Genomic DNA, 26,361 nt, shown 5'->3' with positions numbered 1-26,361 from the left:
AAAGTTCATGCTATCACAAAATAGAAAAACAATCATATTTTCATCTTTGTAATCTTGCTCTTACATTTTTGAATACGTACATACGCACTTTATTCAGGTTATACTAATTTCAGAGGTGATGTTCTTTGCACAATGGAGAATTTATGTTAACAAGTGTGTATTGGCAAGCAATTATTCATAATGATTCTTCCTATGACAACAAATTCTTTTATGCTGTGAAATCAACTGGTATCTTTTGCCGACCATCGTGTAAATCAAGAATACCGAATCAAAACAATGTACGAATTTTTCTTCATGCAGAACAGGCATTGCAGGAAAACTTTCGTCCGTGCAAACGTTGTAAACCAAATGGGATTACTTTACCAAATGAAGAGTGGGTAGAACAAATTAAAGAGTATATTGAAAAGCATTTTGACGAAGCATTAACTCTCGGCATACTGGCGGAAATGTGCCACGGTAGCCCCTTTCATTTACAACGCACTTTCAAAAGAATAACAGGAATTAGCCCAATGGAATATATACAGCAATTCAGGATTGTAAAAGCGATGGAATATCTTTCACATACAAAGCAATCCGTTAAAGAAATTAGTACTGCTGTCGGGATAGAAAACCAAGAGTATTTCGCAACTTTATTTAAAAAGAAAACTGGATTTACTCCTACTGAATATCGAAAAAAGAACGTAATGAAAGAGGTAGACAATAATGAATTCCTACAAAAATAAATCTATATATTGGACGCTACTTACACATAAAAATTGGTGCTTTCATATTGCTGCAACTGAAAATGGAATTTGTTTCATTGGATCACAAGACGCAAACTTTGAAGAACTAAATATATGGGCTAGAAAAAAACAGCCCCAACATATATTGACTTGCAATCCAGATTACATGCAAACATATACGAAAGAAATTATGGAGTATTTAGAAAACAAGCGTGAAACTTTTACTTTCCCTATCGATGCTTACGGAACTGCTTTTCAATTATCCGTTTGGAATACGGTACGTGAAATTCCTTACGGGAAGACCTATTCTTATTCAGAAATTGCAGAAAGAATTCAAAAACCTACAGCTGTGCGTGCCGTTGCTTCTGCTATTGCCGCCAACCCTCTTCTCATTACGATTCCTTGCCATCGCGTTATAGGAAAAGATGGAAAACTAACTGGTTTTAGAGGCGGATTAGAAATGAAAAAAGAATTGCTCACATTAGAAAAATTACAGGTGGAATTCATATGACAGCAGAATATAATAACGCATTGACTTTAGCAGCTCCAAAAGAATTTAATTTCCAAGAAAACTTACGCTATCTATCACGTTCTAACAATGAATGTATGTTTCACATTGAAGATAACAAAATTTATAAAGTCATTCCTGTTGAACATGTAAACCCTTTAGTTGAAATTAGTATAAATACTGAAGGAAATATTCAAATACGTTTTTTAGGAGAATCCTATAACTCTGAAAAATGGGTATGTGATGCTATAGCTAACTACGTAATAGAGTGGTTTGATTTCACTACCGATTTAGCTCCTTTTTATACATTAGCTAAACATGACCCACTCCTTCAAGGCCCTATTCAAGATTATTATGGGCTTCGCACATTAGGTATTCCAGATTTATTTGAAGCACTTTCCTGGGGAATTATCGGTCAACAAATTAACCTCGCATATGCTTATACGCTAAAAAGAAGATTAGTTGAACAATTTGGAAGTTACGTAAAATGGAACGATAGAAAACATAGGATATTCCCATCACCTGAAACAATTGCAAATTTACATGTAGAGGATCTTAAAAAATTAAAAATGACGACTAGAAAATGTGAATATTTAATCGGTATTGCGAGGCTTATTACAGAAGGGAAACTATCAAAAGAATCGTTACTACAAACACAAGATGTAAAAATTGCTGAAAAACAATTAACCGCTATCCATGGTATAGGACCGTGGACTGCCCACTATGTTTTAATGCGCTGTTTACGCTTCCCTTCAGCCTTTCCAATTGATGATGTTGGTCTGCATAATGCAATTAAATTTATTACAGGTTCCGAAAATAAACCGACTAAACATGAAATAAAAGACTTTGCGGCAAACTGGACAAATTGGGAATCTTATGCAACTTTTTATTTGTGGCGCGTGCTATATTAAAAAGAACCAAGTAGCACATTCTTACTACTTGGTTCTTGTCTAAGCTTGTTCTTCAAATCGTCTTGCGATTTCTACAATAACTTGAACAGCTTTTTCCATAGTATCTACCGAAACATACTCAAATTTACCGTGGTAGTTTTCACCACCAGTGAAAATATTTGGCGTCGGTAATCCCATATATGATAATTGTGATCCATCTGTTCCACCGCGAATCGGGTGAATGTTCGGTTCGATATTTAAACTTTTCATCGCTTCATATGCAATATCAACAATTTCTCTTACCGGTTCAATTTTTTCAAGCATGTTATAATATTGATCATTCATTTCTAAAACGACCGCATCTTGCCCATACTTCTCTTGCATTTGCTTCACAATATTTTCAACGTTATTTTTACGTGTCTCAAAATTTTCACGATCAAAATCTCGAATAATATAATACGCTTTACTTTGCTCAACATCACCATTTAAAGAAAGTAAATGATAGAACCCTTCATAGCCTTCTGTATATTCTGGCGCCTCTTCTACTGGTAAATGCCCGTTAAACTCCATAGCAAGTTTCGTTGCGTTACGCATTTTATTTTTCGCTGTTCCAGGATGTGTATTCGTTCCGTTAAACGTTAACTTAGCACCTGCAGCATTAAAACTTTCATACTCTAAACCACCTAATGGACCTCCATCCATCGTGTAAGCGAATGATGCACCAAACGTTTCTACATCAAAATGCGCTGGCCCACGACCAATTTCTTCATCCGGTGTAAATGCTACTCTTATTTTCCCATGCTTAATTTGTGGATTATGTATTAAATGGTTCATTGCAACCATAATTTCTGTAAGACCAGCTTTATCATCTGCACCTAGAAGTGTTGTACCATCAGTTGTAATAATCGTATGTCCTTTATATGATGGTAATTCCGGGAACTGCTCTGGTGTTAAAACAACATTTAGCTCTTCATTTAACGTAATTGCATGACCATCAAAATTTTCATGAATTTGTGGTTTTACGTTTTTCCCCGTAAAGTCTGTTGCCGTATCTAAATGGGCTAAAAATCCGATTACAGGCACATCCTTGTCCGTATTAGCGGGAAGTGTTGCCATTACATAACCATTGTCATCCATCGTTACTTCTGTTAACCCAATTTCTTTTAACTCTTCAACTAATAATTTACCAAATTCAATTTGTCCAGGTGTTGTTGGCACTGTATGGCTTTCTTCATTTGATTGGGTATCAATTTTTACATATCTCGTAAATCTTTCAATAAGTTCTTGTTTCAAGTTCGTTCACTCCCTTTTCTGTTTCTCTCTCCATTATAATCCTTAAAACGAAATATTTTAACTGTTTTGACTGTGAAGATGTATATTTCATTTACATTGTTAACAATTTTAAACGAATGCTAAAAAGACATAATATTTGTACATTAAAACCGTAACAGGTAACATACATAATTATAAAATATGGGAGGTTTTAAAGATGAGGCTAACTCTCTTTCGCTATTTTCTTTTTTTCTTAGGATTAATTTTCTTTGGCCTTGGAAACGCTCTTGCAGTCAAAGTTAAATTTCTCGGTTTGCATCCTTGGGAAGTTTTAAATATGGCCCTCTACCAAAGATTTGGATGGACCATTGGTACGTGGAGTGTCATATGTGGATTATGTCTCGTTCTCATTTCTTTACTAGTAGATCGAAAATATATAAACGTAGGCACATTTTTAAATGCACTGCTTATCGGTCCTATTATGGACTTTTTCTTACAATCAAATATCCTTCCAAACGCTACTCATTATTTATGGATAAACTTACTCATCTTATTTTCCGGTATTGCAATCACAGGTATTGGGGGAGGTATGTATGTTGCGGCTGAAATTGGTGCTGGACCTCGCGATGGATTCATGCTTACTATTTCCGACAAAACGGGACTGTCTATTAGCCGTGCTAGAATCATAGTAGAATGCGTTGTATTAGTTATTGGATATATGCTAGGAGGTCCTGTTTTCATCGTAACGTTTCTATACACTTTTATTCAAAGTCCAATCTTTCAGCAATCATTTACAGTATTTCAAACACTTTTACACACTTTACATAACAAAAATAAAGAGCAAATTAATGAAAATATATAAAACACAACTAAATACCTATTGCTCTTTTCATTAACTTTCTAACAAATAATTCACCCTATTTACGATTCTCACCGCAAATAGGGTGTTTCTTTTTTTATCTCACAATATAAGAGTATATACTACTCACTCACAGTAAAAGTATAGATATCGTCATAAACACAACCATTTACCCTAATCACATACTCGCCAGGTTTACTAAAACTAATTGTGTATTTATTTAACTGAATTGCTTCTTTATCTCCCGAAAGAACATCAATACTTCTACCACTCAATAAATACTGCTCACTTTGATTCATCTTTACATGAATCGCATTAAAATTCTCCTCTTGCACTTGCGATGTTTCTGCAGCACTTATACTTGGTTCTAAAAAAAGTAGTCCACTTAATCCAATTGTCCCCGCTAAAGCTACTCCCGCAAATTTTCTCATCTTTTTCATCACAATGACCTCCTTCTAAATGTAGCGCAAAGGCGATGTCGCCCCCTTACACCACAAAGCCTATATGTAACGGAATAAAAAGTAAACACGTACAACAAGACAAAATTCTACATCTTTTTCTTCTATTGAATATAAATCCAATGTTTGGAGTTTTGTCATATTTAAAATGGTTTCCTTAAACCAATTTTCCCATAATTTATTCAAATACTGAATAATTACTTATTGATGTAACATTCTAAAAATAGTTGATAAAGATGCTTTCTATTCAAATAAAAAAGATTTTGCTATAAAAGTAACTTTTACAGCAAAATCCATGCAACCAATTTTATTCCGCTTTCCATAATCTCTCTACGTTCATTAATTGTTCTTCTTTAAATTCCATCTTATATATATCCGGTTTTGCTGTATTCATTAAAAATTCAAGCCCATATTGCTTATCAAAATAGTTCATCATCAATGTCATGGCAAGCCCATGTGTACCAATTACAATTTTGCGCCCTTGAAAATCGATTAAGATTTCTTTTAATACTTTCACTACTCTTCTCTGACAATCCGCATATGACTCTCCTTCCGTTCGTGCAAAGTCCGGATTAGAGAACATCTTCTTTACAAGTGGATACACCTCTTTGTCTAATATAATCTGATCCTCACTTGCAAATCGACACTCTTTAAGATTTTCATATACTACTATTTCTTTTTCATAGAAATTAGCTGCCTCTTCTATCGTTAACATAGCTCTCTTATACGGACTTGAAATGAAAGTATCAATTCCCTCTGTTTTTAATATCTCAGTTACTCTATGAGTATCTAAATTTCCTTTCTCAGTTAATCCACGTGTTCTTTCATTCCCCTCTATTTTAAGTGATTCACCATGTCTAACCATGTAAATAAATGTACTCATAATTCCTCCTTAAGATTGTTTATACATCACGTTAATCTGTCCCATCCAAAAACTTAGGCGTAATCGCAATATTAATTTATTCCCCTTTAATATACTTTATACACTTTGCTAAGTTGTTCTTCTAATCCACTCTCCTACTAAACTCTCAAATAGTTCAGGCTGTTCAATTTGCAAATTATGTCCTGCCGTGTCTAACACAGCTAATGTCGCTCTTGGATAATTTTCAATCATTCCTATAATATCTTGATACCCTACCGTTATATCTTGTCTTCCAGCTAATAAAAGAACGGGTTTCTCATATTTCTTACGGTGAAAATCTATAGTAAGAGGGTAATTCTTTTGCAACCTTTCAATAAATTCATAATTAGCAACATCTAATCCTGGCTTAATTTCTTCTTTGAATCGTGTATATGTATATTCATTTGCTACCACTGCCAAATCGCAAAATTCTTCTCTTTCGATGGAAGTGAGCGTATTTAAAAACTCCTCGTCTCGTACAAGCACCTGTTTATCCGGTAAAAGTCTTTCTTTTGGTTGTGCTACAACAACAGGACATACTAACAATAATCCATTCACCTTCTCAGACATCTTTGAGAGTATCCCTCTAGCCAAATATCCTCCGTACGATTCTCCTACCAATAAGAATTTTTCAGTAGAAATAATCTCCTCAATAAATGCAATAAGTACTTCTAATATATGGTCTGAACTATTTATCCAATCTGGAGCATTCGATTTTCCCATGCCAGGTAAATCAATATAAATTTTTTGATATCCTTCATATTTCTGCAATACTGATTCCATACATCTTTGCATTAACCTATGATCAGGGGCACAGCCATGTATAATAAGGACTGGTTTCCCCTCTCCAACAATTTCGTAGTATATTTCTGCATCTTTAATTCGACATAACATAAAAAGTTCACCCTCTTTTTATAGTTTTAATGGCAACACTATCAAACCCACAAAATCATACCTTCTTATCTTATTACTTTCCGGAACTGATTTTCAATTATAAATTTTCAGATTATAAAACAGAAAGTCTTCCCTTTCGTTTTATAACCTAGAAGGAAGTCCCTTGTCATTTTATATGTAATGTTGCATCTCTGCTTGCAAATCACTAAAAAACCTTTAAAATCTAAAGGATGACTAAATATACAAATTCTATCTATATTCCTTATAAACTAAAAATTATTGAACGCAATACTTTTTCAATTTTAAGAAGTATTACACTCTTCAATTCTTTTCTTATTAGCATGCTTTTTATATGGAAATCTGATACAATCCTTAAGTAATATTATTATGTATAGATATTACGAATATGGTGCATAATTAAAGAAGGTGATTTTATTGAAATTAAATAAAAATTTACAACTATGCATATTAATTACAACGTTAGTATGCTATTCAATCTATTTTATGTTTTTCTTTCTGTTCCCTACTCATTTTTCAAATTTCAATGTACGCTTCGCTTCACTCATCATTGAAGCCATTACATTTGTATCACTAATTTACTCTATATATTCTAAAAAGGTTAGTTCAAATCCTTTTTGGATATGTATCACAATAGCAATTGGTAGTTTTTTATTAGGAAAAATAGTATATACGTATCAAGATAACTTTTTTGAGATTCCAATATATCGTTTTACTGTTTCTGATGTATTTTACATGTTTTTTCTATTCTTCTGCCTTATCGCTTTCTGCTATAAAATCTTAAAAGAATGCAACAAATGGGAAAAGGCATTCTTTATTTGTGATCTATGCATCGTACTCATTTCCGTATTCACATTAGAATGGTATTTATTTAATCAGCCAGATTTAAATATATTTTCCCTTTCACTGGGAGATATTTTTCTTTCCTTTCTATATCCAATTGCAGACCTATTATTTCTTCTACTAAGTGTTAGTCTCTTTTTCCGTCCAACTGTTTTTAATTCCAAACGGAAAATTTATATTTTTATTTTTGTATTAATAAGTTCTGCAACTTTTAACTATATTTATTTCTACCTATATAGCTATTTAGCAAATGATACTATAACGCTATTACGTCTTTTATATAGAGTACCTATATTACTTATCGCAATAGCTGCTTCCATTTCAGACGATTATAATAACAATAAAAATTATTTTACTGTACACCCTAGATTAGGGAAAAAGATTTTAGTCGTATTTCCCTATCTGGCCGTCGCAATACTAATCGGGTTTACGTTAAAAGAACAAACATCATCTTCCACTCTCATTACAGGAAATTGTATCGCTTTTGTTTTTGTACTTATTCGACATTCTATTGTGGGTATGCAAAATGCTACTCTAACAAAACGTCTACAAGCATTTAATGCTCAACTAGAAGATAAAGTTACTTTAAGGACTTCTGATTTAGTCCATAAGTCAGAGGCTCTATCTCAGAAACAGCAAAAATTCGAATCATTATATGAATATCATCCTGACCCCATTTTTACAATTGATTTAAATGGAGTATTCTTAAATGTAAATAAGGCAGGAAGCGTCCTACTCGGAGCACCAACAAACGAGTTACTCGGTGAGACATGTTTCTCGATAATTTTAGATGAAGATAAACACAAACTGTTAACTGCATTAGAAAAAGTTAAACAACAAAAATCGGCATCCTTACAACTTAGTTCTCAATATAAAGATGGTTTTATTTATTTTTTATACGTTACCATCGTCCCTATTATGATAGATGGACAAATTTCAGGAAGCTATATTATGGTAAAGGATATTACCGCACAAAAAAAACAACAAGAAGAAATAAAATATTTAGCATTCCACGATACTGTAACGAAAATTGGGAATCGAGCCTATTTCCATAAGAAATTAAGAAAAGTTATAAAGAATGCTCAAACAATAAATAGTGAGTTTGCATTATTATATTTAGATTTAGACCGCTTTAAAGCAATTAACGATACACTTGGGCATTCGTCAGGTGATTACATATTAGAAGAAGTGGCACAGCGATTCCAATCATGTCTTCCATCACATACTTATGTATCAAGAATCGGTGGCGATGAATTTACAATCTTAATTGAAAACTATACTGACCATGATTCCTTATTTCAGTTATGTAACGAATTATTTGAAAGTATGAAAAAACCATTTGTCATACATGAACAAAAATTAAATGTATCACTTAGTATTGGTATCGCTATTTATCCACATTCTGGAATCGATGCCTCTACACTTTTGAAAAACGCTAATGTCGCAATGTATGATGCGAAAGAAAAAGAGCTTAATTCAGTCTCTATTTATGACGATGTAATCGCTAAAAAAATCGAAAGACGATTACGATTAGAGAAAGATTTACCAAACGCACTTCAAAATGAAGAATTATTCCTTTTATATCAACCTCAAGTTGACAGTGAATCTAACAAAATTATCGGTGCTGAAGCTTTGATCAGATGGAACCATCCCGAATTAGGTGTTATTTCTCCATACGAATTTATTCCTATTGCTGAAGAAACACTACAAATTATTCCAATAGGAAAATGGACATTACAACAAGCTTGTGAGCAAATGAAACGTTGGCATGCACTCGGGTATTCTCATTTAAAAATAGGAGTAAATTTATCTGCTAAAGAATTTGAACAAGAAGATTTTGTAAAGTCTATTTCATCTACTTTAGCAACTACAGGCTTACCAGCAAGTTCTCTCGATCTTGAATTAACAGAACGAATTGCAATGATGGATGAAAGAGAAACATTAATAAAACTGCGTACACTAAAAAATTTAGGAATTCACATTTCAATCGACGACTTTGGTACAGGCTATTCTTCGCTTGCTTACTTACCTTTATATCCAATCGATACTTTAAAAATCCCGAGGGAATTTATGACAATGTCTGAAACGTGTGAAGATGGAATGGAAATCATTAAAACAATCATCACATTAGCACATACATTAGAGATGTCGGTTATCGCTGAAGGTGTAGAAACGAAAGAACACGTGAATTTCCTTCAAAAAAATAAATGTCAGTTTATTCAAGGTTACTATTACAGTAAACCTATTTATTCTAATGCATTTACTAAGCTGTTAAAAAACGGTATTCGTCTATAGTATATAGCTCTATACAGAATATAATAGGCTACATAATAATGAATTTGAAAAACAAAAGGAAAGAAGATACCTTCTTTCCTTTTGTTTTTCTATTTAACTTTCTATTATTTCACCACTTCATTTATTAAATCTATTAATTGATGAATCCCCTCATCATTTGTTTTCTTATATCCATTCATGTTTTGAACATATCTCTCCTTATTTGCATATAGCCGGTTTACTGCATGTGTAAATGTACTATTACTTGCTCTGTCTTGAAGTAAAACTTCCGCATACCCTTGCCTAGAAAAATAGTCAGCATTTAAAACTTGATCCCCTCTACTGGAACCGTTAGTTAACGGGATAAGCAACATCGGTTTCTTCAAAAATAACAATTCAGAAATAGCAGTAGAACCCGCTCTGGAAACGACAACACTTGCCATATTCAATATATGCGGCAATTCTTCCCCTATATATTCAAATTGCATATAACCTTCCATGCCAATAGATGAATCTACCTTTCCTTTACCGCACATATGAACAATATTAAAACTTAATAATAATGTATCTAAACTTTTCCTTACCATATCATTTATCCATTTAGCCCCTTGACTCCCACCCATAATTAACAATACTGGCTTATCTTGCTGAAATTCACAATAACTTCTTCCTCGTAATACGTTACCTCTCTCAATTTCTTCCCTTACAATTGGTCCTACATAAACTTTTTTCTCGTTACTTACATTCTCCCCTGTATGAGGAAATGTTGTGCATAGTTTTGTAGCAAAAGGCAATGCTATTTTATTTGCTAACCCTAACGTACTGTCTGGCTCACGTATTACGATTGGTACATGATTTAACCATGCCCCTATAACTACAGGAACTGAAACAAATCCTCCTGCCGAAAAGATAACGTCTGGCTTCACTTTCTTAATTAATTTATAACTTTGTAAGCAGCCTTTTATAATTTTAAAAGGATCTTTAAAGTTCTCCCAATCCCAATATCTCCGAAGTTTCCCCGTTGAAATACTATTGTACTTAACATTTTGAACTAATAACTTTTCAATTCCATTTTGAGATCCAATATACTCAACCCTCCATCCTTTTTCCATAAATTTAGGAATCAATACCATATTAATCATAACGTGTCCTGCTGTACCGCCCCCAGTAAAGAGAATCTTTTTATTCATAACTTATATCCACCTTTATCATTAAAAATCTTGCTTTATATCAATCTATTACATGTAAGTAAACTTACTATTATTTATATAAATATTTAACTCAAATCCTATATCTTGCAAAAGATCTTTGATGAGTTCATAAAAATCATTTCCATACTCACTACATTCACACTGAGTAAAGACTTGGATTACAGGCCTAATTCCCGTCTCTACTGCTGGATTTTTCCGATTAACCTTTTCCACGTATGCTCGACATTTATTTATCGCCTCATAGATGTGCAAAACATGCGCTTCTTCATCTTTCCAATCCAGCGTATCGACAATCGAAAGAAATAGTGTATTTTGATTATTTATTGCTTCATAACCATTCACATTCATATACTTCTTACACCCTTTTTTATTTTTCATTGCATGCAGATGTCACTGCACTTCGCATATTCAAGTACATCTTTTAATGATTGATGAAATTGAATTTCTGGGATCCAACCTAACTTTTTTATATCCTCTATTACTAAGCTCACATTTGAGCTGCTTCCACTATTCTCTGTTTCTTTTATAATAAAATGGAGCTGTGTTAATCTTTTATATTGTTCTAGTACATCTAATAAAGATCGTCTCACTCCTGATCCAATATTATATTGTTTCCCATTTATACCATTACGTAATAACACATGATACGCTTTAACCGCATCACGTACATCTAGAAAATCCCTACTATCTTTCAAACTGCTTACTTCAATAATCGCTTTACTCCTACCCGATTCTATATCTATCATTTTTTTTGCGAGAATCGAACAAATGCCATTCGATTCTCCTGGACCAATTAAGTTTGAGGGCTTTGCAATGATAATATTTGAATCCATTAATCCGCCCCAAGCCTCTGCAATAATGACTTGCATCGTTTTACTTAAACTATATGGATTTGAAACTTTTATGTTATTCATACTATCTGCTTGCAATGCAGATCCTATAACTAATGTTTTACAATGCGAAGCTTCCTGCTTAATCGCTTCTAATAAATACAAAGTCCCTATTACATTAATCTCCATGTATTCAAGAGAAGCTGTCCAAGACTCTATAACTGAATTTCTTCCTGCTAAATGCAATACATAGTCTGGTTTTATTTGTTTCATTACCTTCATTACTTCGCTCTTATTAGTTAAATCACAAGTAATACTATTTCCGATGTTTTCTCTATGTGGACGGTTTTGAAACATAGGAATTACATGAAAGCCCTGCTCTAAAAAATATTGGCAAGCATGTCTACCTGTGAAACCATTTGCACCAGTTATTAAAAGGCTTGCATTTTTTTTCATCGTAGAAATCCTCCCTTTAATAGCATTTGTTTCACCTCATCTTTTGCAAGTAAGTCTTGTTGAGAACTAAAACTCTTCACATCCACAAGCGGATAACTAGCATAATATTCTTGAAGTCCCTCTATAGGAATAGTCGGTAGTACCACAAAATAATTTTGATCAAAACTTATACTTGTTTTACTCTCTACTTCAGATAAAAGCATTTCACTTAATTTTTCACCTGGCCTTATCCCTACTTCTTTTATCTTCACGTATTCTTTTTTCGAATCTTCGATCAACACCTTTGCTAAATCTGTAATTTTACATGCCGGCATTTTCATGACAAAGATTTCCCCTCCTCTTCCGTCAAATGCTGCTTTAAATAACAACCGAACAGCATCTTCAATCGTTAAGAAAAATCTAGTCATATTTACATCGGTAATTCCTATTTGTGAAGACTTCTTAATTTGCTTTTTAAAAAGCGGCACTACACTTCCGCTCGTCCCTAAAACATTTCCACCACGAACACAAATGAATTTTGTTTTCTGCGTTTGCACATTCGCATGAACCATTAATTTTTCACCAATTGCTTTTGTCATCCCATACGTATTTGATGGATCCGCTGCTTTATCTGTTGAAACATATATAACTTTCTCAACTTGCATCTGGATAGATGCTTCAATTACATTTTGCGTACCATGTATATTTGTTTTTATAGCTTCATAAGGATAATACTCACATACTGGAACATGTTTTAAAGCTGCAAGATGGAATACATAATGTACATCTTGGCAAGCATAGACGAGTTGGTCTTTATCACGAATATCTCCAATGATAAATTTTAATCTAGTTTCATTTATAAACTGTTGCTGCATTTCAAACTGAACCGTTTCATTCCTTGAAAAAACTCTAATTTCTTTCGGTGATTTTTCTAATAATTGTTTTATAAGTTCATGTCCCCACGAACCTGTACCACCAGTAATTAAAATTATTTTATTAAGCATTTCTTTTCCTCCTGCTGTACATTTCATAAAAATTGTATTTATTAAAAGCTATTGAATTATTTTCAATTGATTCAAATCATAATTGTCATTTGTTACATTAAATTGACAAAATAAAAAAACAGAAACTATTAAGCATAGTTTCTGTTTTTTATTTCGCTTCATAACGGTAAGATTTTTTATACTATTTGCATGATAAATAAATTCCTTGTAAAAAACACCGCTCATTTATTTCTTATACTCGTAATAAAATAAAGTGAAACTTTATTTAGTGGGGGGCAGCCCGACCTTCACTGAACTTCTTTGCTTCCGCTGAATTTTGAGGTGGGGATCTTACTGCCCGGCAAATAGCAGGATAAATAGAATGATTCATAGCCAATAATCACGTTTAAACTTATGAAAAAGGGAGGTAACGGAATGGACCGAAGCAATTCAAATCATACATATAACGGACCTTCCAAAGCACTGCCTCTCTCCCTATTTGATGTAAAAAATGAATTGAAACAAAAAAGCAAACTCATTCATTCTGACACCATGTATACATTAACGAAAGAAGAGCAATTCATCATCAACAATATAAAAATACAGACAGAACAACTAAATAAAAATAATGTTACGAGAACACGCGCGTACTACCAATTTTACATTCGATATCCAGAAATACATTGGGCACTACTTGGACATATGGTATCACGTAACGGTGGTTGGAATATGACTGATTTAAAAGGAGACTTATATACGAAACTTTTATCAGAGAAAGATCAAATTACATTTTTTTCTTTTTTAGAAAGAGGGAATTGGCTCATTTTTCAAGATGTATATCCTCAATTTTTACTTTATGAACAAAGTGTTAAAAAAGCAAAAAAGCTATTTCATCTTCTCCCTCACCTAAATGTTTCTACATTTATGGAAACGATGTGGAACGATTTTTGGAAAACTGGGAACAAAAAAACATTAGCAATCGCAACTATTATTAATGAGCAAAACTACTTAGAAAAAAGAGTGATTCAAAATGCACACTTTCAAAAGACCGTACTCAATAGTATCGGATTTAAACTCTTTGATTTCTTTCAGTTTAATCATATCCTTTTCCCTTTCTACGAAAATAATACAAATCAAAAAACTTTATTAATTGGCGATACAATGAAACATTTTACTTCCTTGCATGAACGAATCTTAATTGGAAAAAGGTTGTATTCATTATTATTTCGAGATACACATATTTTATCTCAAATCATATATTGGGCTGAGCATCATCCACATACAGGCTCAAGGAAAGATTACTGGCCTCATTTATTTTCAAGTGTAAATGAATCTTTTTCCCGTGAGTTTTATAAACGCCGCATAAAGAAATGCCAGTTACGTAGTGGCGCATATCGTATATACAGCCCTGCACTCATCTATGCATGGCGAGATATGAAGCATGAAGAAGTTGAAAGTGAAGATTGGTTTACGGACTGGCAAGTTGTAAATTACTTAGTGGATAAGGAGGAAAATATGAATGGAAAAATTACAGAAGACTACTGCAAAACACTCGAAAAAATTGAACTGGCAATTCTCGCAAAGAAAAATGTCCTCCTTCGAGAAGAAGAATAATTTTCTAGCATTAGCAGTTACAATCTTACTCTCTTCAATTATCGGAACTTACTTAGATGCTTTCTTTGTCCATAAGCACATATATTTCTTTCCAGTTAGGCCCTTCCCATCCATATTTTCAGTTAACATTGGCTTTACGTTGTTTGTACTACCGATTTTAACAATCATTTTCATACAAATTTCAAAAACATTATCTGCCGTTTCTAGAACTATATTTATTATTTCCATAGGTATTTGTGCTAGCATTTTTGAACAAGTTGCTGAAGGTTTAGGTTTATTTATACATAGTGCAGACTGGAACCATACATATTCTTTATTTGGTTATATGGTGTTCCTTTCTTTTATTTGGAAAGTATATAATTGGATACAAAAATAAAGAGACCATTATAGGTCTCTTCTTAAGCATACTCTTCAGTTACTGCTAATGGTGCAAACGTTTGAAGACTTTTAGAACGTAAACGATAGGCAACAACTTTCTTCTTATATTGCCTTATTACATCAACATGTTCTTCATAACTATATATCGATAATGTAATTACTCTTTTTCCTTTTTTCGTTTCAATGATTATCGGCGTGCCTTCACCTTGTGGCGGAAAATAATGTTTATCTAAAAATAAAGCCTCGTTAAAATCATTTATAACTTGCAGTTTCATTTCGCCCTCTATATTCTTTCCATCTAGCGATACAGTCGTATGTTCTTCATCAAGTTTTTGATGTAATTCAAATCTACTAATAATGGATTCTACAACAGAAGTTGGCATACTAGAAACTAGAACTTTAATGGCACCAAAAATAAATAATGTAACTATAAACCATGTTGTCACTTTTATCATCTCCATACATTTTAAAATAAGTAGCATTATACTTCTTATTACAACTTTTAAAATATAAATTTCGTTCCATAAGGTATTAATATACTAATGAGTATTCCTGTTACAATCATCGTTACTGAACCGATAGTCGCTTCTTTCTCGCCTTCCTTCACGAGTCGACTCACACCGATAATATGTGATGCGCAGCCCATCCCCACTCCTTTTCCAATCGTACTTGTTATCCGGAAAAACTTAAGTACTGTCGGTCCGATAATAGCACCTGTTATTCCTGCAACAACTACAAAACTAGAAGTCATAGTTGGAATACCACCAATTTGATCCGCTAATGAAATAGCAATTGGCATTGTCGATAATTGCGGAAGAGTTGTTAGTATAAATTCCTTATCTATATTCAAAATCCCACCAATCACTACATTCATACTCGTTAAAGCCACTATACCTATCAATACGCCAATAAGTATCGATAAAAAGTTTTTCATAAGTATCTTTCGTTCTTTAAATAGAGGTATGGCTAACGCTACAATTGCAGGACTCAAAAAGCCTGAAAGAACGTCCCCACCATTTTCCTTATACTCATGATGAGAAATGCCAAACATCAGAAATAAGCAAATCATAATTGCTGTAACTGTTAATACTGGTAACATAAATGGAAACGTATATTTTTTATACAGCTTTGTCGCAAATAAATATATGACTACAGTAATAAGTATTAAGACCATTTGAATCGTGCACCTTGTCGATTTTATTTTTTGAATGTTACTAATAATTGACTTACATACCCTGAAACAATCAATGTTACTACCGTACTTGCAACAACTAAAAGGAATATAATACTTCCTGTACTTAAAAGAAAAGATCCATATTCCATTAATCCTGTTGTCGAAGGAATTAAAAATAACGGTAAAAATACGATTAACTTTTCTGCCCCTAACTCAAACCACTTTAATGGCAAAATACGAGTAGAAAGGAGTAGAAACAGCATTAACATTCCTATTAAACTTCCTGGCATCGATAGATGGAATATTCCCTGAATCCACGTACCAGCTAAGCTAAACACATATAGCACGCCTACTTGAAGTAAAAGCGTCACATACTTCATTTCTTCCCCTCATTCCAATATTACGCATCACTATTATGAAATTTCGTTTAGCGTTTCCGCAAACCTCGTAATTCCAAGTTGGATTTGTTCTACATTTACTCTCCCAAAAGTAAAACGAATATATTCACTTTTAGAACCTAAAACACTTCCAGGGACAAATGCTACACCATTCCGTATAGATTCACCTAATAAATGATATTCATCAAACGTTCCTTGTACTTTGCACCATACATGTATTCCACCCTCTGGAACAAAAAATTCAACGCGGTCCCCTAATATTTCTTCAAGCTTTCTAATTAACTCATCTCTTCTTTGTTTCAATTGTCCACGAAGCATTGTAATATGCGTATGAAAATCTTCTGATTCTAAAAATTGATTTGCTACCCACTGTGTAAATACACTATGACCAAAATCAACTTGTTGCTTCGCATCTGCTAAACGTTCTATTACGCGCGTAGGACCAATTACCCAGCCAATACGTAATCCTGACGCAACAACTTTTGATAATGAACTTATATAAAGAACATTCCCATTCTGATCCATTGATTTTAATGTTGGATTCACTTCTCCATTAAAAGAAGTTAAACTATATGGATCATCCTCTACAATCGGTATACCGAATTCAGAAGACAGTTCTAAAATCTTTTTACGCCTCGCTAACGAAAGCACAGTGCCCGTCGGATTTTGATAATCCGGATTCAAAAACACCATACGAATACGATGCTTTTTGTGCAAATCGATTAAGTCATCTGGATTCATTCCATGCTCATCAACAGGTAAATGGAATATATTTAAACCGGCCGATTTAAACATGGGAAGCGAGAAACAATACGAAGGATCTTCAATTGCAATGGCATCGCCCGGTTTTAATAAGCATTGAACGATAAGATTAAGTGCCTGTTGTGCTCCAGACGTAATCAGAATCGAGCTTGATTCTGATTCAATTTGTTTGTATTGCTGAACATGTACTGCAATTGTTTTTCTCAACATCTCATTTCCAAGTGGATGGTCATAACCGAGGTTTTCCATAAATGTTTTCTCCGACAAAATCGTTCGAAATCTATCGCTCGGAATTAATTCTGGTGACAATTCTCCACTCGCTAAATTAATTAAGTCATCTTTTTGTGTTTCCGTTCGAATTTGTTGAACAAGTGGTACGTTAGGTAAGAACGATCCATCCTCAACGTACCTCCCCCAGTTCGGTATTCGTTTATGTGACACACCCCATATGTCTGTATTCACCCGAGTTCCGCTTCCTTTTTGCCGTTCTACTACTCCAAGTGATTTTAACTCTTCATATGCAGCTACTATTGTGCTCCGGTTCACTTGTAATTCCTTTGCTAGCATACGCTCAGAAGGTAACTTGCTATCAGAAGGAAATTCACCTGAAGAAATACCCCTTTCAATATAATCAGCAATTTGTTTATATACGGGTGTCTTATCTGCACGATTTGGTTTCCATTCCATCTAGTTCCCTCCTCTCAAAACGAACTATCCCTTACTCATTAATAACAGTATTTACTGTAACAATCGTATTAATTAAGCGCATGATTTAAAAATGTTTCTACCGTCATATTAAAGCTAGTTGGCTGCTCTAAATAAGGTAAATGTCCACTATTTTCAAACTCAATGAAAGTCGTATTTTTTAAATGTATTTCAAACTCTCTTACATATTTCTCAGGGACAAAATCATCATTTCCCCCTCTTATTATTAAAACAGGACATGAAATATTTGCAAGAAACGGTCTCTGATCATAATCAACTAATTCAGCAAATAATCTTTGAATATGCAATGGGTTAATAGACTGTAAAGATTGATAAAATCCCCGGACAATCCCTTCATTATCTGCTACTCCCATCGCCTTCAATAATGTATCCGCCCATGTTTTTCCGTTATCCTGTAAGCTAAGTAAATCATATACTTCAAGTCGCTCTTTACGATCCTTTAGTTCCAAATAAGGAAATGCATTTACAACAATTAAGCTAGAAACAAAGCTTGGATATTGTATAGCAAAATCAATTCCTACTCTAGCCCCTTTTGAAAGACCACAAATGACTACTTTTTGTAGCTTTAAATAATCGCATAACTCATACAAAACATTTGCATATTCTTTAAAGCAAATTTCTAGTCCTTCAGATTTCCCATGCCCAGGTAGATCTATTGAAATCACTGTCCAATTCCCCTTGAAATATCGCCTTTGATATAACCAATTATTTGCGTTTCCTCCAAGACCGTGTAAAAATAATATGACGGGACCCGATCCTTCTATATTATAAAAAACCTTTCGATTCTTATATTCAAAATACATATTCATCACCTTCAGCTATAGCATCACTTATTTTTATCTTTGAATGGGTATATCCAAAACGGTTCTCTCTCTAACCACTCGACTGTTTCCGGAACACCATCTTCATACTTTCTTTTCAGTTCTGTTACCTTAGTCGCAAATTGTGATGCATGTGCTTGCAATGCGTCCAACTTTTTTGGAACATATTCTTTTACTTCATTTTTAAAACTTGGTGGCCCTATTTCTGCTTCATGATTATTTGAAAAAGCTACAGCATAAAATGTTGGCCTCTTATTTTCCGGAATATTAGCTAACGCCCTGGCTACTGCTTCTCCTGTTGCATTATGATCTGGATGCACTGCATATCCCGGATAAAAAGAAATGACTAACGAAGGATTCAATTCTTCCACACAATTTTGTATTACACTTCTTAATTCTCCCGGAGTTTCAAATTCAAGCGTTTTATCACGATATCCCATCATACGTAAATCTTTAATCCCTAAAATATTAGTTGCGCTCTTTAGTTCTTTCTCTCTTATAGCATATAATGATTCACGTGTTGCAAAAGGAGGGTTTCCCATCGCTCTCCCCATTTCGCCAAGCGTTAAACAAACATAAGTAAGAGGAACATTCTGCTGAGCATAAGCTAAAATTGTACCAGCCACGCAATATGATTCATCATCTGGATGCGGAAAAACAATTAAAACGTGGCGCTCATTTTTTATCAAAGTACTACTCCTCCATCATACACAATATGAATGTGCTCCTTTAAAAAGTTATTAAATCACTACCGCATACCACGTTACCCCAACAAGTAGAACGAAAAGAAGGATAATATAGATAGTCGATAAGTTTTTCACATTTCTCTTTGTAGACTTGCCGTAATTCTCCTCCACATTTCGTGCAACTAGTACGGTCCCAAACAGCGATACAATTACAATAATAACTACTAGTGAAATTGCAAAACTCATTGTATTTTCACCTCTCTAAGGCCAGTCTATTTTAATTAAGAACTTCAATAAAAAACTTCCTCTTTAAAGCATCAAAAAAATACTACCTTTCTTCTCTTATCATAATGGATGTTTGTAAAAAACGGACCAACCACTTTTATATTTTTTTGCTCATCCACTTCAAAATAAAAAACAACCAATCACTTAGATCAGTTGCTTTTTCAAAAGGTTATTTGTATTCATTTTTCACTTGAAATGAATTCGATTTAAAAGTTTCGTCTTTTCTTAATGAAACATTGATTGCGATAGCTCGAAAATTGTTCCATTTACAAGAAAAACTGTATTTTCAATAAGAAGCGACGTATTTCACCGCTTCTTACTATGACCATATTTACTATTTTACAAGTAACTTATTCGCTCTTATAACTTCTTGATAAAGTAATGGTGACCATTTTTCATTTATATAATCTTGTATTACCCAGCCCACTCTCGTAGGATTCTTTTGCTTCATATAATTTGCAATTTCAGGATTTATGTAGGACGCATAATAATATGGACTATTCCATGCTGTACCACCAGAAGACAAGCTTGTAAAATTAATATATAGATGATTAGCATCTTCACTATTGTTAATCGTTTCATTTAATGTATCTTTAATAGCGTTTACTTTCTCATCATACCTCACTTTATATTTATCTTGTACTGTTACATTTACATTTTGATTTATAGTTGAGGTAAACGTCTCATTGTCTGGCCAATAGAAATTATTATATCCCCCAGATTCATTACTACCACTATATCGTTTTAGTAATACAATTTTCCCACGAGCATCTCCAAGCTTTATATTCCCTTCTGTTTTTAAAAAGATTGGATCACGAAAATAATTTTTCTCAAACGTACTACTAAATGAGCTTTCCGCCCCTTTCATATCCTCATACTCTTTTTTTAAAGACATAATAATCGTTTCACTTGGATTATCTTTTAAAAATTGTTTCGCTTCGTTTATAAATTCGTGCAGTGTTACATAAAGATATAATGGCCCATGATGAAGAACTATCGTATTATCATCTGTTAAACGCCCTCTTATATCAAAAATTCTAGCTCCATGATCCATTTGATAACGAAAATCATATTCTTGCGTCATTCCCCACACTTGCTTTATCGGATTTTGCAACTTGAACGTTCCACTATCATGTGTTCCTGGAATTGAAATTCGTGCTAACGGTATGTCATCATTTATAGGTTTCATCCATCTAGACCAATTTTCAAGCTCATTAATAGAGCTAGCTGCAACGGTTTTCTTATCATTGAAAGCAAATACAAAGGCGCTAAGTACCATACTACATATGAATAACTTCAAAATAAACTTCTTATTGTTCATTATTATTCCTCCCTTTTCTGTTTTACATCAAACTTATTGAATATAATATAATCTGGTGAGTAAAAAATAAATGACATTTCATAAATATGAAATATTGCATAGAAGTAACGTTTAACTAATCGGACGAATACGAGGTGGAATTCTTACTGCCGACAAATTGCGAGATAAAGTAAAAAAACATTCACGTATCCTGAATTAAAATAATCGAAAGGAACTTCATCTGAAGTTCCTTTCGATTATTTTATATTTAATACATATGAACCATCTTTATTCTCATACTTATAGACATATAAATAATATTTACCTGGCTTTGCATTATAGGTTCCTTTAACTACATTTCCTTCATTTTCACCATATGCTACATAGTTATTTACATCCGATTCATGATGAAGTACCCATGTCATTCCAATATTTTTTTCATTTAGTAGAGAGATATTAATAGTTTCTGGCGAGTCAATTTGGAAAGTAAATACATCTACGTTATCACGATTATGTAGTGTCCCTTTCATTGGTGTATGAAAGTTAATTTTATTTGCCTGTTTAGGTTCATTATTTGGTTCATTTTCTGTTACTTGTAACTCATTCCCACCGTTTAGTTCTCTTCGTTCATACCCTAAATTTACTAGGATAGACTTCAAATCCGGTAAAACACCAATTTTATCTGAATATGGATCTTTAGACTTCGTTCCAGTGTTATGGTTACTTAATATCGTTCTCAATTCACTTGGTCTATATGGTTGTCCTACATTTTCTTTAGCAATACTTTGTACTAAAGTCGCTGCTCCAGCAATAATAGGCGAAGCACTAGACGTGCCACTAAAGCTGGATGTATAAAGATTTACAGCACTTCTACTTTGCTCAGCTGTAGTTGTATCTACGTTTTCTCCCCAGCCATACACATCAATACGGCTTCCATAATTCGAAAACCACATACGTTCATGAGGGAAAGATGAAGAACCCGCTCCTACCATAATTGCACCCGAATCTTTAAAATCTTTACTATTACGATTTAAAACTTGTTTACCATTTCTATCTTTAAATTGATCTAAATCATTCCAACCATTTGCTCCAGCCTCTATAATTACAACACCCTTATCTGTACCCGCACGAATTGCATCAAAGATATCTGGTTGTACTTCAACAGGTAAATATTTATCACCATATCCATCAAAAGAAGCTTGTGCCTCTAATAATAAAACATCCCCAGCTTCTAAATGATTTACAGCACTTAATATTGCATCAGCTGTATTATACTGTCCGTTATCTCTTATTTGAGAAATCACTTTTGCTTTCGCTTTTGGTGCAATCCCAATATTCCCTACTTCATTATCTTCAGATGATACAATTCCTAGTACAGACGTCCCATGACCGACATGTTGATCTATATTTCTTCCAGACATCAATTCAATATTTCGATGTACTAAATCCTCATGATTTAATAACCAACCATATTCCATATCAACAAAGGTTACATCATTTCCATTACCGCCTTGAACGCCCCAGGCGAAGGGTGCATTAATACCGTATGGTGCTGCTTCAAGATAACCTTGTTTATTAAATCTAGGATTATTATTAGGAGTAAGAGATACACTTAATTGTTTCACTTCAGGCGGTATTATTTTTTCTTGTTTCTTCATATACACATCTTCTATTAAAGAAGATGCTTTTAACTTATCTACTAGTGTTTCTTCACGCCCATCATTTTTGGTTTGAAGAATATAGTAGTTTAATAGGCTTGTAGATACATTATTAGGTGCTTTCACTTCAAGATTTTGTATTTCTTCCGGACTTACAGATGTGAATAGACGAGTAAATGTTACATCTGGATATTCTGCCAAAAAATCTTCTAATACTTTATCGTTCGTTTCAGATTGTATCTGTTTTTCAATACCATCTTCATATGGTAATTTCAAATCTGCACTGAATTTTACAATGATTTGTTTATCTGTTTCTTGTTCTATCCCTAATTTACTCTGCTGTTCTATAGAATCAGCAGTTACAATATTAACACTGTCCCCTATTCCTAAAAATGTTGAGACGATCACAGCTGAAACACCTACTCTTTGAAACATTTTCATTACATAAATCCTCCTAATTCATAACAATTAATAATCATTATATTAATCTATAATGATTTTATTTCTATAACATATTACCTTTCTACTAAATAGATTATAGTAAGCAGCAATATGAACTTCAATGTATTTTCATATGCAATATTTCATATTTGAATCCTATATGGATGTAAATAAAAAACTTATAATGATTATTTATTTTATATGTGCTAATATACTTACATTAAAATATTTATATTCCCATATTCTGAATTACATTATGCAACAGTTATACCTTACTTTATTAGGAGGATTTACAATGAAATTATTAAAACTAAAACATATAATTCCTTTATCTGCAGTAGCACTTACATTCGTATGTAATCAAAGTACAGCTGAAGCTTCCACCATTCATACAGTAAAAAAGAATGATACACTTTGGGGCATTAGTAAACAATATGGAGTTTCCATACAAGCCATTAAACAAGCGAATAATAAAGGAAACGATCAAGCTTTTATTGGAGAACAGTTACATATTCCAGGATCTATGAAATCAAATGAGGTTACAGTTCATCAAAACGAAAAAACTACGAACACTTCTGGACAAATTATTTACCAAGTACAACCGGGAGATTCATTAGAAACGATAGCAAAGCGCTACAACGTAACCGTTCAATCTATAAAACAAATTAACAACACAATCGGTAACAAGCTTTATACAGGTCAACATTTGAAAATTAATTCCAGTATTTCCGAAAAAGAAAAAGACTTAATGGCACGCTTAGTTACCGCTGAAGCTGGTGGCGAATCATATAAAGGAAAAGTAGCTGTAGCAAAAGTTATCCTAAATCGAGTAAATGCAAAAGGGTTCCCAAATACAATAACAGGCGTTATTTATGAACCTATTAAATACGGATATGCATTTACTCCTGTTACAGATGGAAGAATTAATCAGCCTGCAAGCGCTGAAGCAAAAATGGCTGTAGAAGAGGCTATCTCCACAAAGGGAATACATTCTGATTGGCTTTATTTCTACAACCCAAAAACATCAACAGACAAATGGATTACGACACGTCAAACAGTAGCAGTAATCGGTAACCATGCCTTCGCTAAATAAAACTATACTTCCCTTCTAATTTATGCACTTAACAACTTTTTCAAATGATGAACAGACCTTTTTACTGAAAAGGTCCGTTCTTTTTATATGTAGACTTTTATGAATCATATGAAAAAGTGATTATTTAAAACGATATCTCCGTTCAAATAAAAACATTTATACTTCATCCACCACTTAGAGAAATTGAAAAAGTATAAAGTTCAAAAACTTTTTCTTTATTCATAAAAGCTATTTCTTAACTTCATAAAAGTGTTATACACTAGGAAAATAGTAAACAAACTATTCGTTAGCAGGTGAAAGAATATGTATGATGTTACAATTATCGGCGCTGGAGTAAGTAGCATTTTTATGGCTTATTCATTAGCCAAAAGTAACAAAAACATTTTAATTCTTGATAAAGGTAAACCGCTAGAACATCGAAATTGTCCTTTAGATCAAGGAAAAACGTGTGACTGTAACATATGTGATAAATATTTCGGTTTTGGTGGCTTAGGAAAGTCTGAAGGAAAATTTAATTATACAAATGGATTTGGAGGAGAACTCGAACAAAAAGTAGGTAAAGAAGGTTTTATGCAACTCATGGCTGAAGTAGATGAAATTCTATGTCAGTTTGGTGGAAATTCAGTTTCAAAATATTCTACAGAAACTGTAAATCTCACTAAGAAAGCTGCAACTTGTGGTTTACAAATGTTAACAACAGAAGTAAGGCATCTTGGTACTACAATTTCCAGTACCATTTTTCAGCAACTCTATGAATTTTTACTTACGAAAATAAATATCCAATTTCATATAGATGTAGAGCATATTATGAAACAGAAAGATCATTTTAATATAACTACAAATCAAGGAACAGTTCAATCTAAGCAACTCGTATTTGCAACGGGGCGCTCTGGGGCAGATTGGTTAAAAGAAATGTGCACTTCTCTAAGTATTTCTCAGGAACAAACACGTGTAGACTTAGGGATTAGAGTAGAAATGAAAGAACATCAATTACGTTCTATATTAAAAGATACTTTTGAAACGAAACTTTCTTATCAAGGTGAAAATTTCACAGCAACTACTTACTGTATGAATCCAAAAGGACGCATTATTCGAAAGTACGAAGAAGGTTTAGTTATGCCTGACGGTCAAAATTTTCGAGAGCAAGGAACTGGCACTCCTAACTTAAATTTCACTTTGTTTATCCCGCGCTATTTCACAACTCTTAAAGACGCCAATATATATGCAAACTCAATTATTAAAGGCATTAATCAAGGACGAGATCGGATTGTTATACAGCGCTTAGAGGACTTATTAAAGAAACAACCTACAATGGAAAAAGATATGAAACATAATCGTATACAACCTACACTACACGGAGATTATGGAGATTTGCATAAAGAAATTCCTCCATTATATATTGACGGACTCAAAGAATTTTTATTACGCTTAGAACATTTTATCCAAGAACCTATCGATAAAGATACTTTATTATATGGAATAGATGGAAAGTTCTATGCCCCTACGATAAAAATCAATAACCATTTTGAAACAAGTATGAATGGGCTATTTTTAGTTGGAGATTGTTCAGGTGTTACTCATTCATTATCTCAAGCAGCTGCAAGTGGTCTATATGTTGGAAAATATTTATCTGATATGTGAACTCTTTCATTACACTACTAGTCAAACGGTTTACGTTTCACCACCACTTTACTTAATGAAATGATTATCCTACAAAGAAGCATGATTTTACGGGATATATGAAAAACTACATTCTATGTAGAATGTAGTTTTTCATATAACCGTTTACTTTAAACTCACCTTTTATTCAAATTCCAACTCATTGAATGTCAATAGTTTAAAAAGCGTCTATTCCTTTTCACTTTCATTTGTTCGATATTTTGTAACATCATCATAGTGTTTAATATGTTAGGATGTCTATAAGTCA

26 protein-coding genes and 1 pseudogene are annotated in these 26,361 nt (G+C 33.2%); 9 read left to right on the top strand and 18 right to left on the bottom strand.

The genetic code is table 11. The annotated features are described in order from the left end of the window. The first annotated feature begins 143 nt into the window (after positions 1–143). The 3 genes from JDS92_RS13775 to JDS92_RS13765 are packed head-to-tail and all read left to right on the top strand — an operon-like array spanning position 144 to position 2,141. A complete protein-coding gene (locus tag JDS92_RS13775) occupies positions 144–722 on the top strand; it encodes a bifunctional transcriptional activator/DNA repair enzyme AdaA (RefSeq protein WP_098711854.1) in 579 nt (192 codons plus the stop codon). After that, entirely contained in the window at positions 703–1,233 is a 531-nt protein-coding gene (locus JDS92_RS13770; protein WP_098711848.1) for a methylated-DNA--[protein]-cysteine S-methyltransferase, read from the top strand. The genes JDS92_RS13775 and JDS92_RS13770 overlap by 20 nt, the downstream gene beginning before the upstream one ends. Next, on the top strand, positions 1,230–2,141 hold the full coding sequence (locus tag JDS92_RS13765) for a DNA-3-methyladenine glycosylase 2 (RefSeq protein WP_098711847.1): 912 nt from the start codon (positions 1,230–1,232) through the stop codon (positions 2,139–2,141). Before JDS92_RS13770 ends, JDS92_RS13765 begins: the two co-directional genes overlap by 4 nt. A gap of 39 nt (positions 2,142–2,180) precedes the next feature. Here JDS92_RS13765 and pepT read toward each other — a convergent pair whose 3' ends face one another. Continuing rightward, positions 2,181–3,413 (bottom strand): peptidase T, encoded by a 1,233-nt coding sequence (gene pepT / locus JDS92_RS13760; protein ID WP_097957683.1) that lies wholly within the window; start codon positions 3,411–3,413, stop codon positions 2,181–2,183. Positions 3,414–3,609: 196 nt separating this feature from the next. Here pepT and JDS92_RS13755 point away from each other — a divergent pair, with 196 nt between their 5' ends. Beyond that, positions 3,610–4,254, top strand: a complete 645-nt coding sequence (locus JDS92_RS13755; protein ID WP_098711846.1) for a YczE/YyaS/YitT family protein — start codon at positions 3,610–3,612, stop codon at positions 4,252–4,254. Between the two features lie 119 nt (positions 4,255–4,373). Here JDS92_RS13755 and JDS92_RS13750 read toward each other — a convergent pair whose 3' ends face one another. From JDS92_RS13750 to JDS92_RS13740, 3 genes are all read right to left on the bottom strand, one after another. Next, positions 4,374–4,691: a hypothetical protein gene (locus tag JDS92_RS13750; protein WP_016108957.1), complete on the bottom strand. Its 318-nt coding sequence runs from the start codon at positions 4,689–4,691 to the stop codon at positions 4,374–4,376. 325 nt (positions 4,692–5,016) lie between these two features. Then, complete coding sequence (locus JDS92_RS13745; protein ID WP_070173663.1) at positions 5,017–5,592, bottom strand: histidine phosphatase family protein; 576 nt, start codon at positions 5,590–5,592, stop codon at positions 5,017–5,019. A 108-nt stretch (positions 5,593–5,700) separates the two neighbouring features. Beyond that, positions 5,701–6,504: an alpha/beta fold hydrolase gene (locus JDS92_RS13740; RefSeq protein WP_199632043.1), complete on the bottom strand. Its 804-nt coding sequence runs from the start codon at positions 6,502–6,504 to the stop codon at positions 5,701–5,703. Positions 6,505–6,939: 435 nt separating this feature from the next. Between JDS92_RS13740 and JDS92_RS13735 the strand changes: the two genes are divergently transcribed. Beyond that, positions 6,940–9,660, top strand: a complete 2,721-nt coding sequence (locus JDS92_RS13735) for a GGDEF domain-containing phosphodiesterase (protein WP_016108960.1) — start codon at positions 6,940–6,942, stop codon at positions 9,658–9,660. 104 nt (positions 9,661–9,764) lie between these two features. Here JDS92_RS13735 and JDS92_RS13730 read toward each other — a convergent pair whose 3' ends face one another. The 4 genes from JDS92_RS13730 to JDS92_RS13715 are packed head-to-tail and all read right to left on the bottom strand — an operon-like array spanning position 9,765 to position 13,119. After that, entirely contained in the window at positions 9,765–10,829 is a 1,065-nt protein-coding gene (locus JDS92_RS13730; protein ID WP_097957681.1) for an undecaprenyldiphospho-muramoylpentapeptide beta-N-acetylglucosaminyltransferase, read from the bottom strand. A gap of 48 nt (positions 10,830–10,877) precedes the next feature. After that, a complete protein-coding gene (locus JDS92_RS13725; protein ID WP_002093408.1) occupies positions 10,878–11,228 on the bottom strand; it encodes a DUF6572 domain-containing protein in 351 nt (116 codons plus the stop codon). Next, a complete protein-coding gene (locus JDS92_RS13720; RefSeq protein ID WP_199632042.1) occupies positions 11,225–12,136 on the bottom strand; it encodes an SDR family oxidoreductase in 912 nt (303 codons plus the stop codon). Before JDS92_RS13720 ends, JDS92_RS13725 begins: the two co-directional genes overlap by 4 nt. Continuing rightward, the gene (locus JDS92_RS13715; RefSeq protein ID WP_000932618.1) at positions 12,133–13,119 is read right to left on the bottom strand and encodes a UDP-N-acetylglucosamine 4,6-dehydratase family protein; all 987 of its coding nucleotides are present in this window, start codon (positions 13,117–13,119) and stop codon (positions 12,133–12,135) included. The genes JDS92_RS13720 and JDS92_RS13715 overlap by 4 nt, the downstream gene beginning before the upstream one ends. Before the next feature lie 414 nt (positions 13,120–13,533). Between JDS92_RS13715 and JDS92_RS13710 the strand changes: the two genes are divergently transcribed. Then, positions 13,534–14,712 (top strand): DUF2515 domain-containing protein, encoded by a 1,179-nt coding sequence (locus JDS92_RS13710; protein ID WP_000376155.1) that lies wholly within the window; start codon positions 13,534–13,536, stop codon positions 14,710–14,712. Then, complete coding sequence (locus JDS92_RS13705; protein WP_131202366.1) at positions 14,687–15,088, top strand: CBO0543 family protein; 402 nt, start codon at positions 14,687–14,689, stop codon at positions 15,086–15,088. The genes JDS92_RS13710 and JDS92_RS13705 overlap by 26 nt, the downstream gene beginning before the upstream one ends. Positions 15,089–15,110: 22 nt before the next feature. Here JDS92_RS13705 and JDS92_RS13700 read toward each other — a convergent pair whose 3' ends face one another. From JDS92_RS13700 to JDS92_RS13655, 10 genes and pseudogenes are all read right to left on the bottom strand, one after another. After that, positions 15,111–15,536, bottom strand: coding sequence for a YfmQ family protein (locus JDS92_RS13700; RefSeq protein WP_000214609.1), 426 nt, complete (start codon positions 15,534–15,536; stop codon positions 15,111–15,113). A 56-nt stretch (positions 15,537–15,592) separates the two neighbouring features. Continuing rightward, positions 15,593–16,264, bottom strand: coding sequence for an LrgB family protein (locus tag JDS92_RS13695; protein WP_098711843.1), 672 nt, complete (start codon positions 16,262–16,264; stop codon positions 15,593–15,595). A gap of 23 nt (positions 16,265–16,287) precedes the next feature. Next, positions 16,288–16,644, bottom strand: coding sequence for a CidA/LrgA family holin-like protein (locus tag JDS92_RS13690; protein ID WP_098711842.1), 357 nt, complete (start codon positions 16,642–16,644; stop codon positions 16,288–16,290). Positions 16,645–16,677: 33 nt separating this feature from the next. Continuing rightward, positions 16,678–18,111, bottom strand: coding sequence for a MocR-like pyridoxine biosynthesis transcription factor PdxR (gene pdxR / locus JDS92_RS13685; RefSeq protein ID WP_098711841.1), 1,434 nt, complete (start codon positions 18,109–18,111; stop codon positions 16,678–16,680). Between the two features lie 68 nt (positions 18,112–18,179). Then, the gene (locus JDS92_RS13680; RefSeq protein ID WP_097953965.1) at positions 18,180–18,953 is read right to left on the bottom strand and encodes an alpha/beta fold hydrolase; all 774 of its coding nucleotides are present in this window, start codon (positions 18,951–18,953) and stop codon (positions 18,180–18,182) included. A gap of 23 nt (positions 18,954–18,976) precedes the next feature. After that, entirely contained in the window at positions 18,977–19,657 is a 681-nt protein-coding gene (gene bshB2 / locus JDS92_RS13675) for a bacillithiol biosynthesis deacetylase BshB2 (RefSeq protein ID WP_097954023.1), read from the bottom strand. A gap of 54 nt (positions 19,658–19,711) precedes the next feature. Continuing rightward, a complete protein-coding gene (locus JDS92_RS13670) occupies positions 19,712–19,903 on the bottom strand; it encodes a hypothetical protein (RefSeq protein WP_000006467.1) in 192 nt (63 codons plus the stop codon). A 264-nt stretch (positions 19,904–20,167) separates the two neighbouring features. Continuing rightward, positions 20,168–20,242, bottom strand: a pseudogene (locus JDS92_RS13665) (GntR family transcriptional regulator); the annotation flags it as partial. A 34-nt stretch (positions 20,243–20,276) separates the two neighbouring features. Further along, on the bottom strand, positions 20,277–21,263 hold the full coding sequence (locus JDS92_RS13660) for a phosphatidylinositol-specific phospholipase C (protein WP_199632041.1): 987 nt from the start codon (positions 21,261–21,263) through the stop codon (positions 20,277–20,279). A gap of 236 nt (positions 21,264–21,499) precedes the next feature. Continuing rightward, positions 21,500–23,341 carry a S8 family peptidase gene (locus tag JDS92_RS13655; protein WP_098054473.1) on the bottom strand — a complete coding sequence of 614 codons (1,842 nt, stop codon included), beginning with the start codon at positions 23,339–23,341 and terminating at the stop codon, positions 21,500–21,502. A 295-nt stretch (positions 23,342–23,636) separates the two neighbouring features. Between JDS92_RS13655 and JDS92_RS13650 the strand changes: the two genes are divergently transcribed. Together JDS92_RS13650 and JDS92_RS13645 are read left to right on the top strand one after the other, a co-directional pair. Beyond that, positions 23,637–24,434 carry a cell wall hydrolase gene (locus JDS92_RS13650; RefSeq protein WP_000771179.1) on the top strand — a complete coding sequence of 266 codons (798 nt, stop codon included), beginning with the start codon at positions 23,637–23,639 and terminating at the stop codon, positions 24,432–24,434. A 303-nt stretch (positions 24,435–24,737) separates the two neighbouring features. Beyond that, positions 24,738–26,075, top strand: coding sequence for an NAD(FAD)-utilizing dehydrogenase (locus JDS92_RS13645; RefSeq protein WP_199632040.1), 1,338 nt, complete (start codon positions 24,738–24,740; stop codon positions 26,073–26,075). Positions 26,076–26,361 lie beyond the last annotated feature (286 nt).

The sequence above is a fragment of the Bacillus cereus group sp. N12 genome (assembly GCF_016483575.1).
GTDB lineage: Bacteria > Bacillota > Bacilli > Bacillales > Bacillaceae_G > Bacillus_A > Bacillus_A toyonensis.
This window is presented reverse-complemented; position numbering and strand designations above follow the sequence as displayed.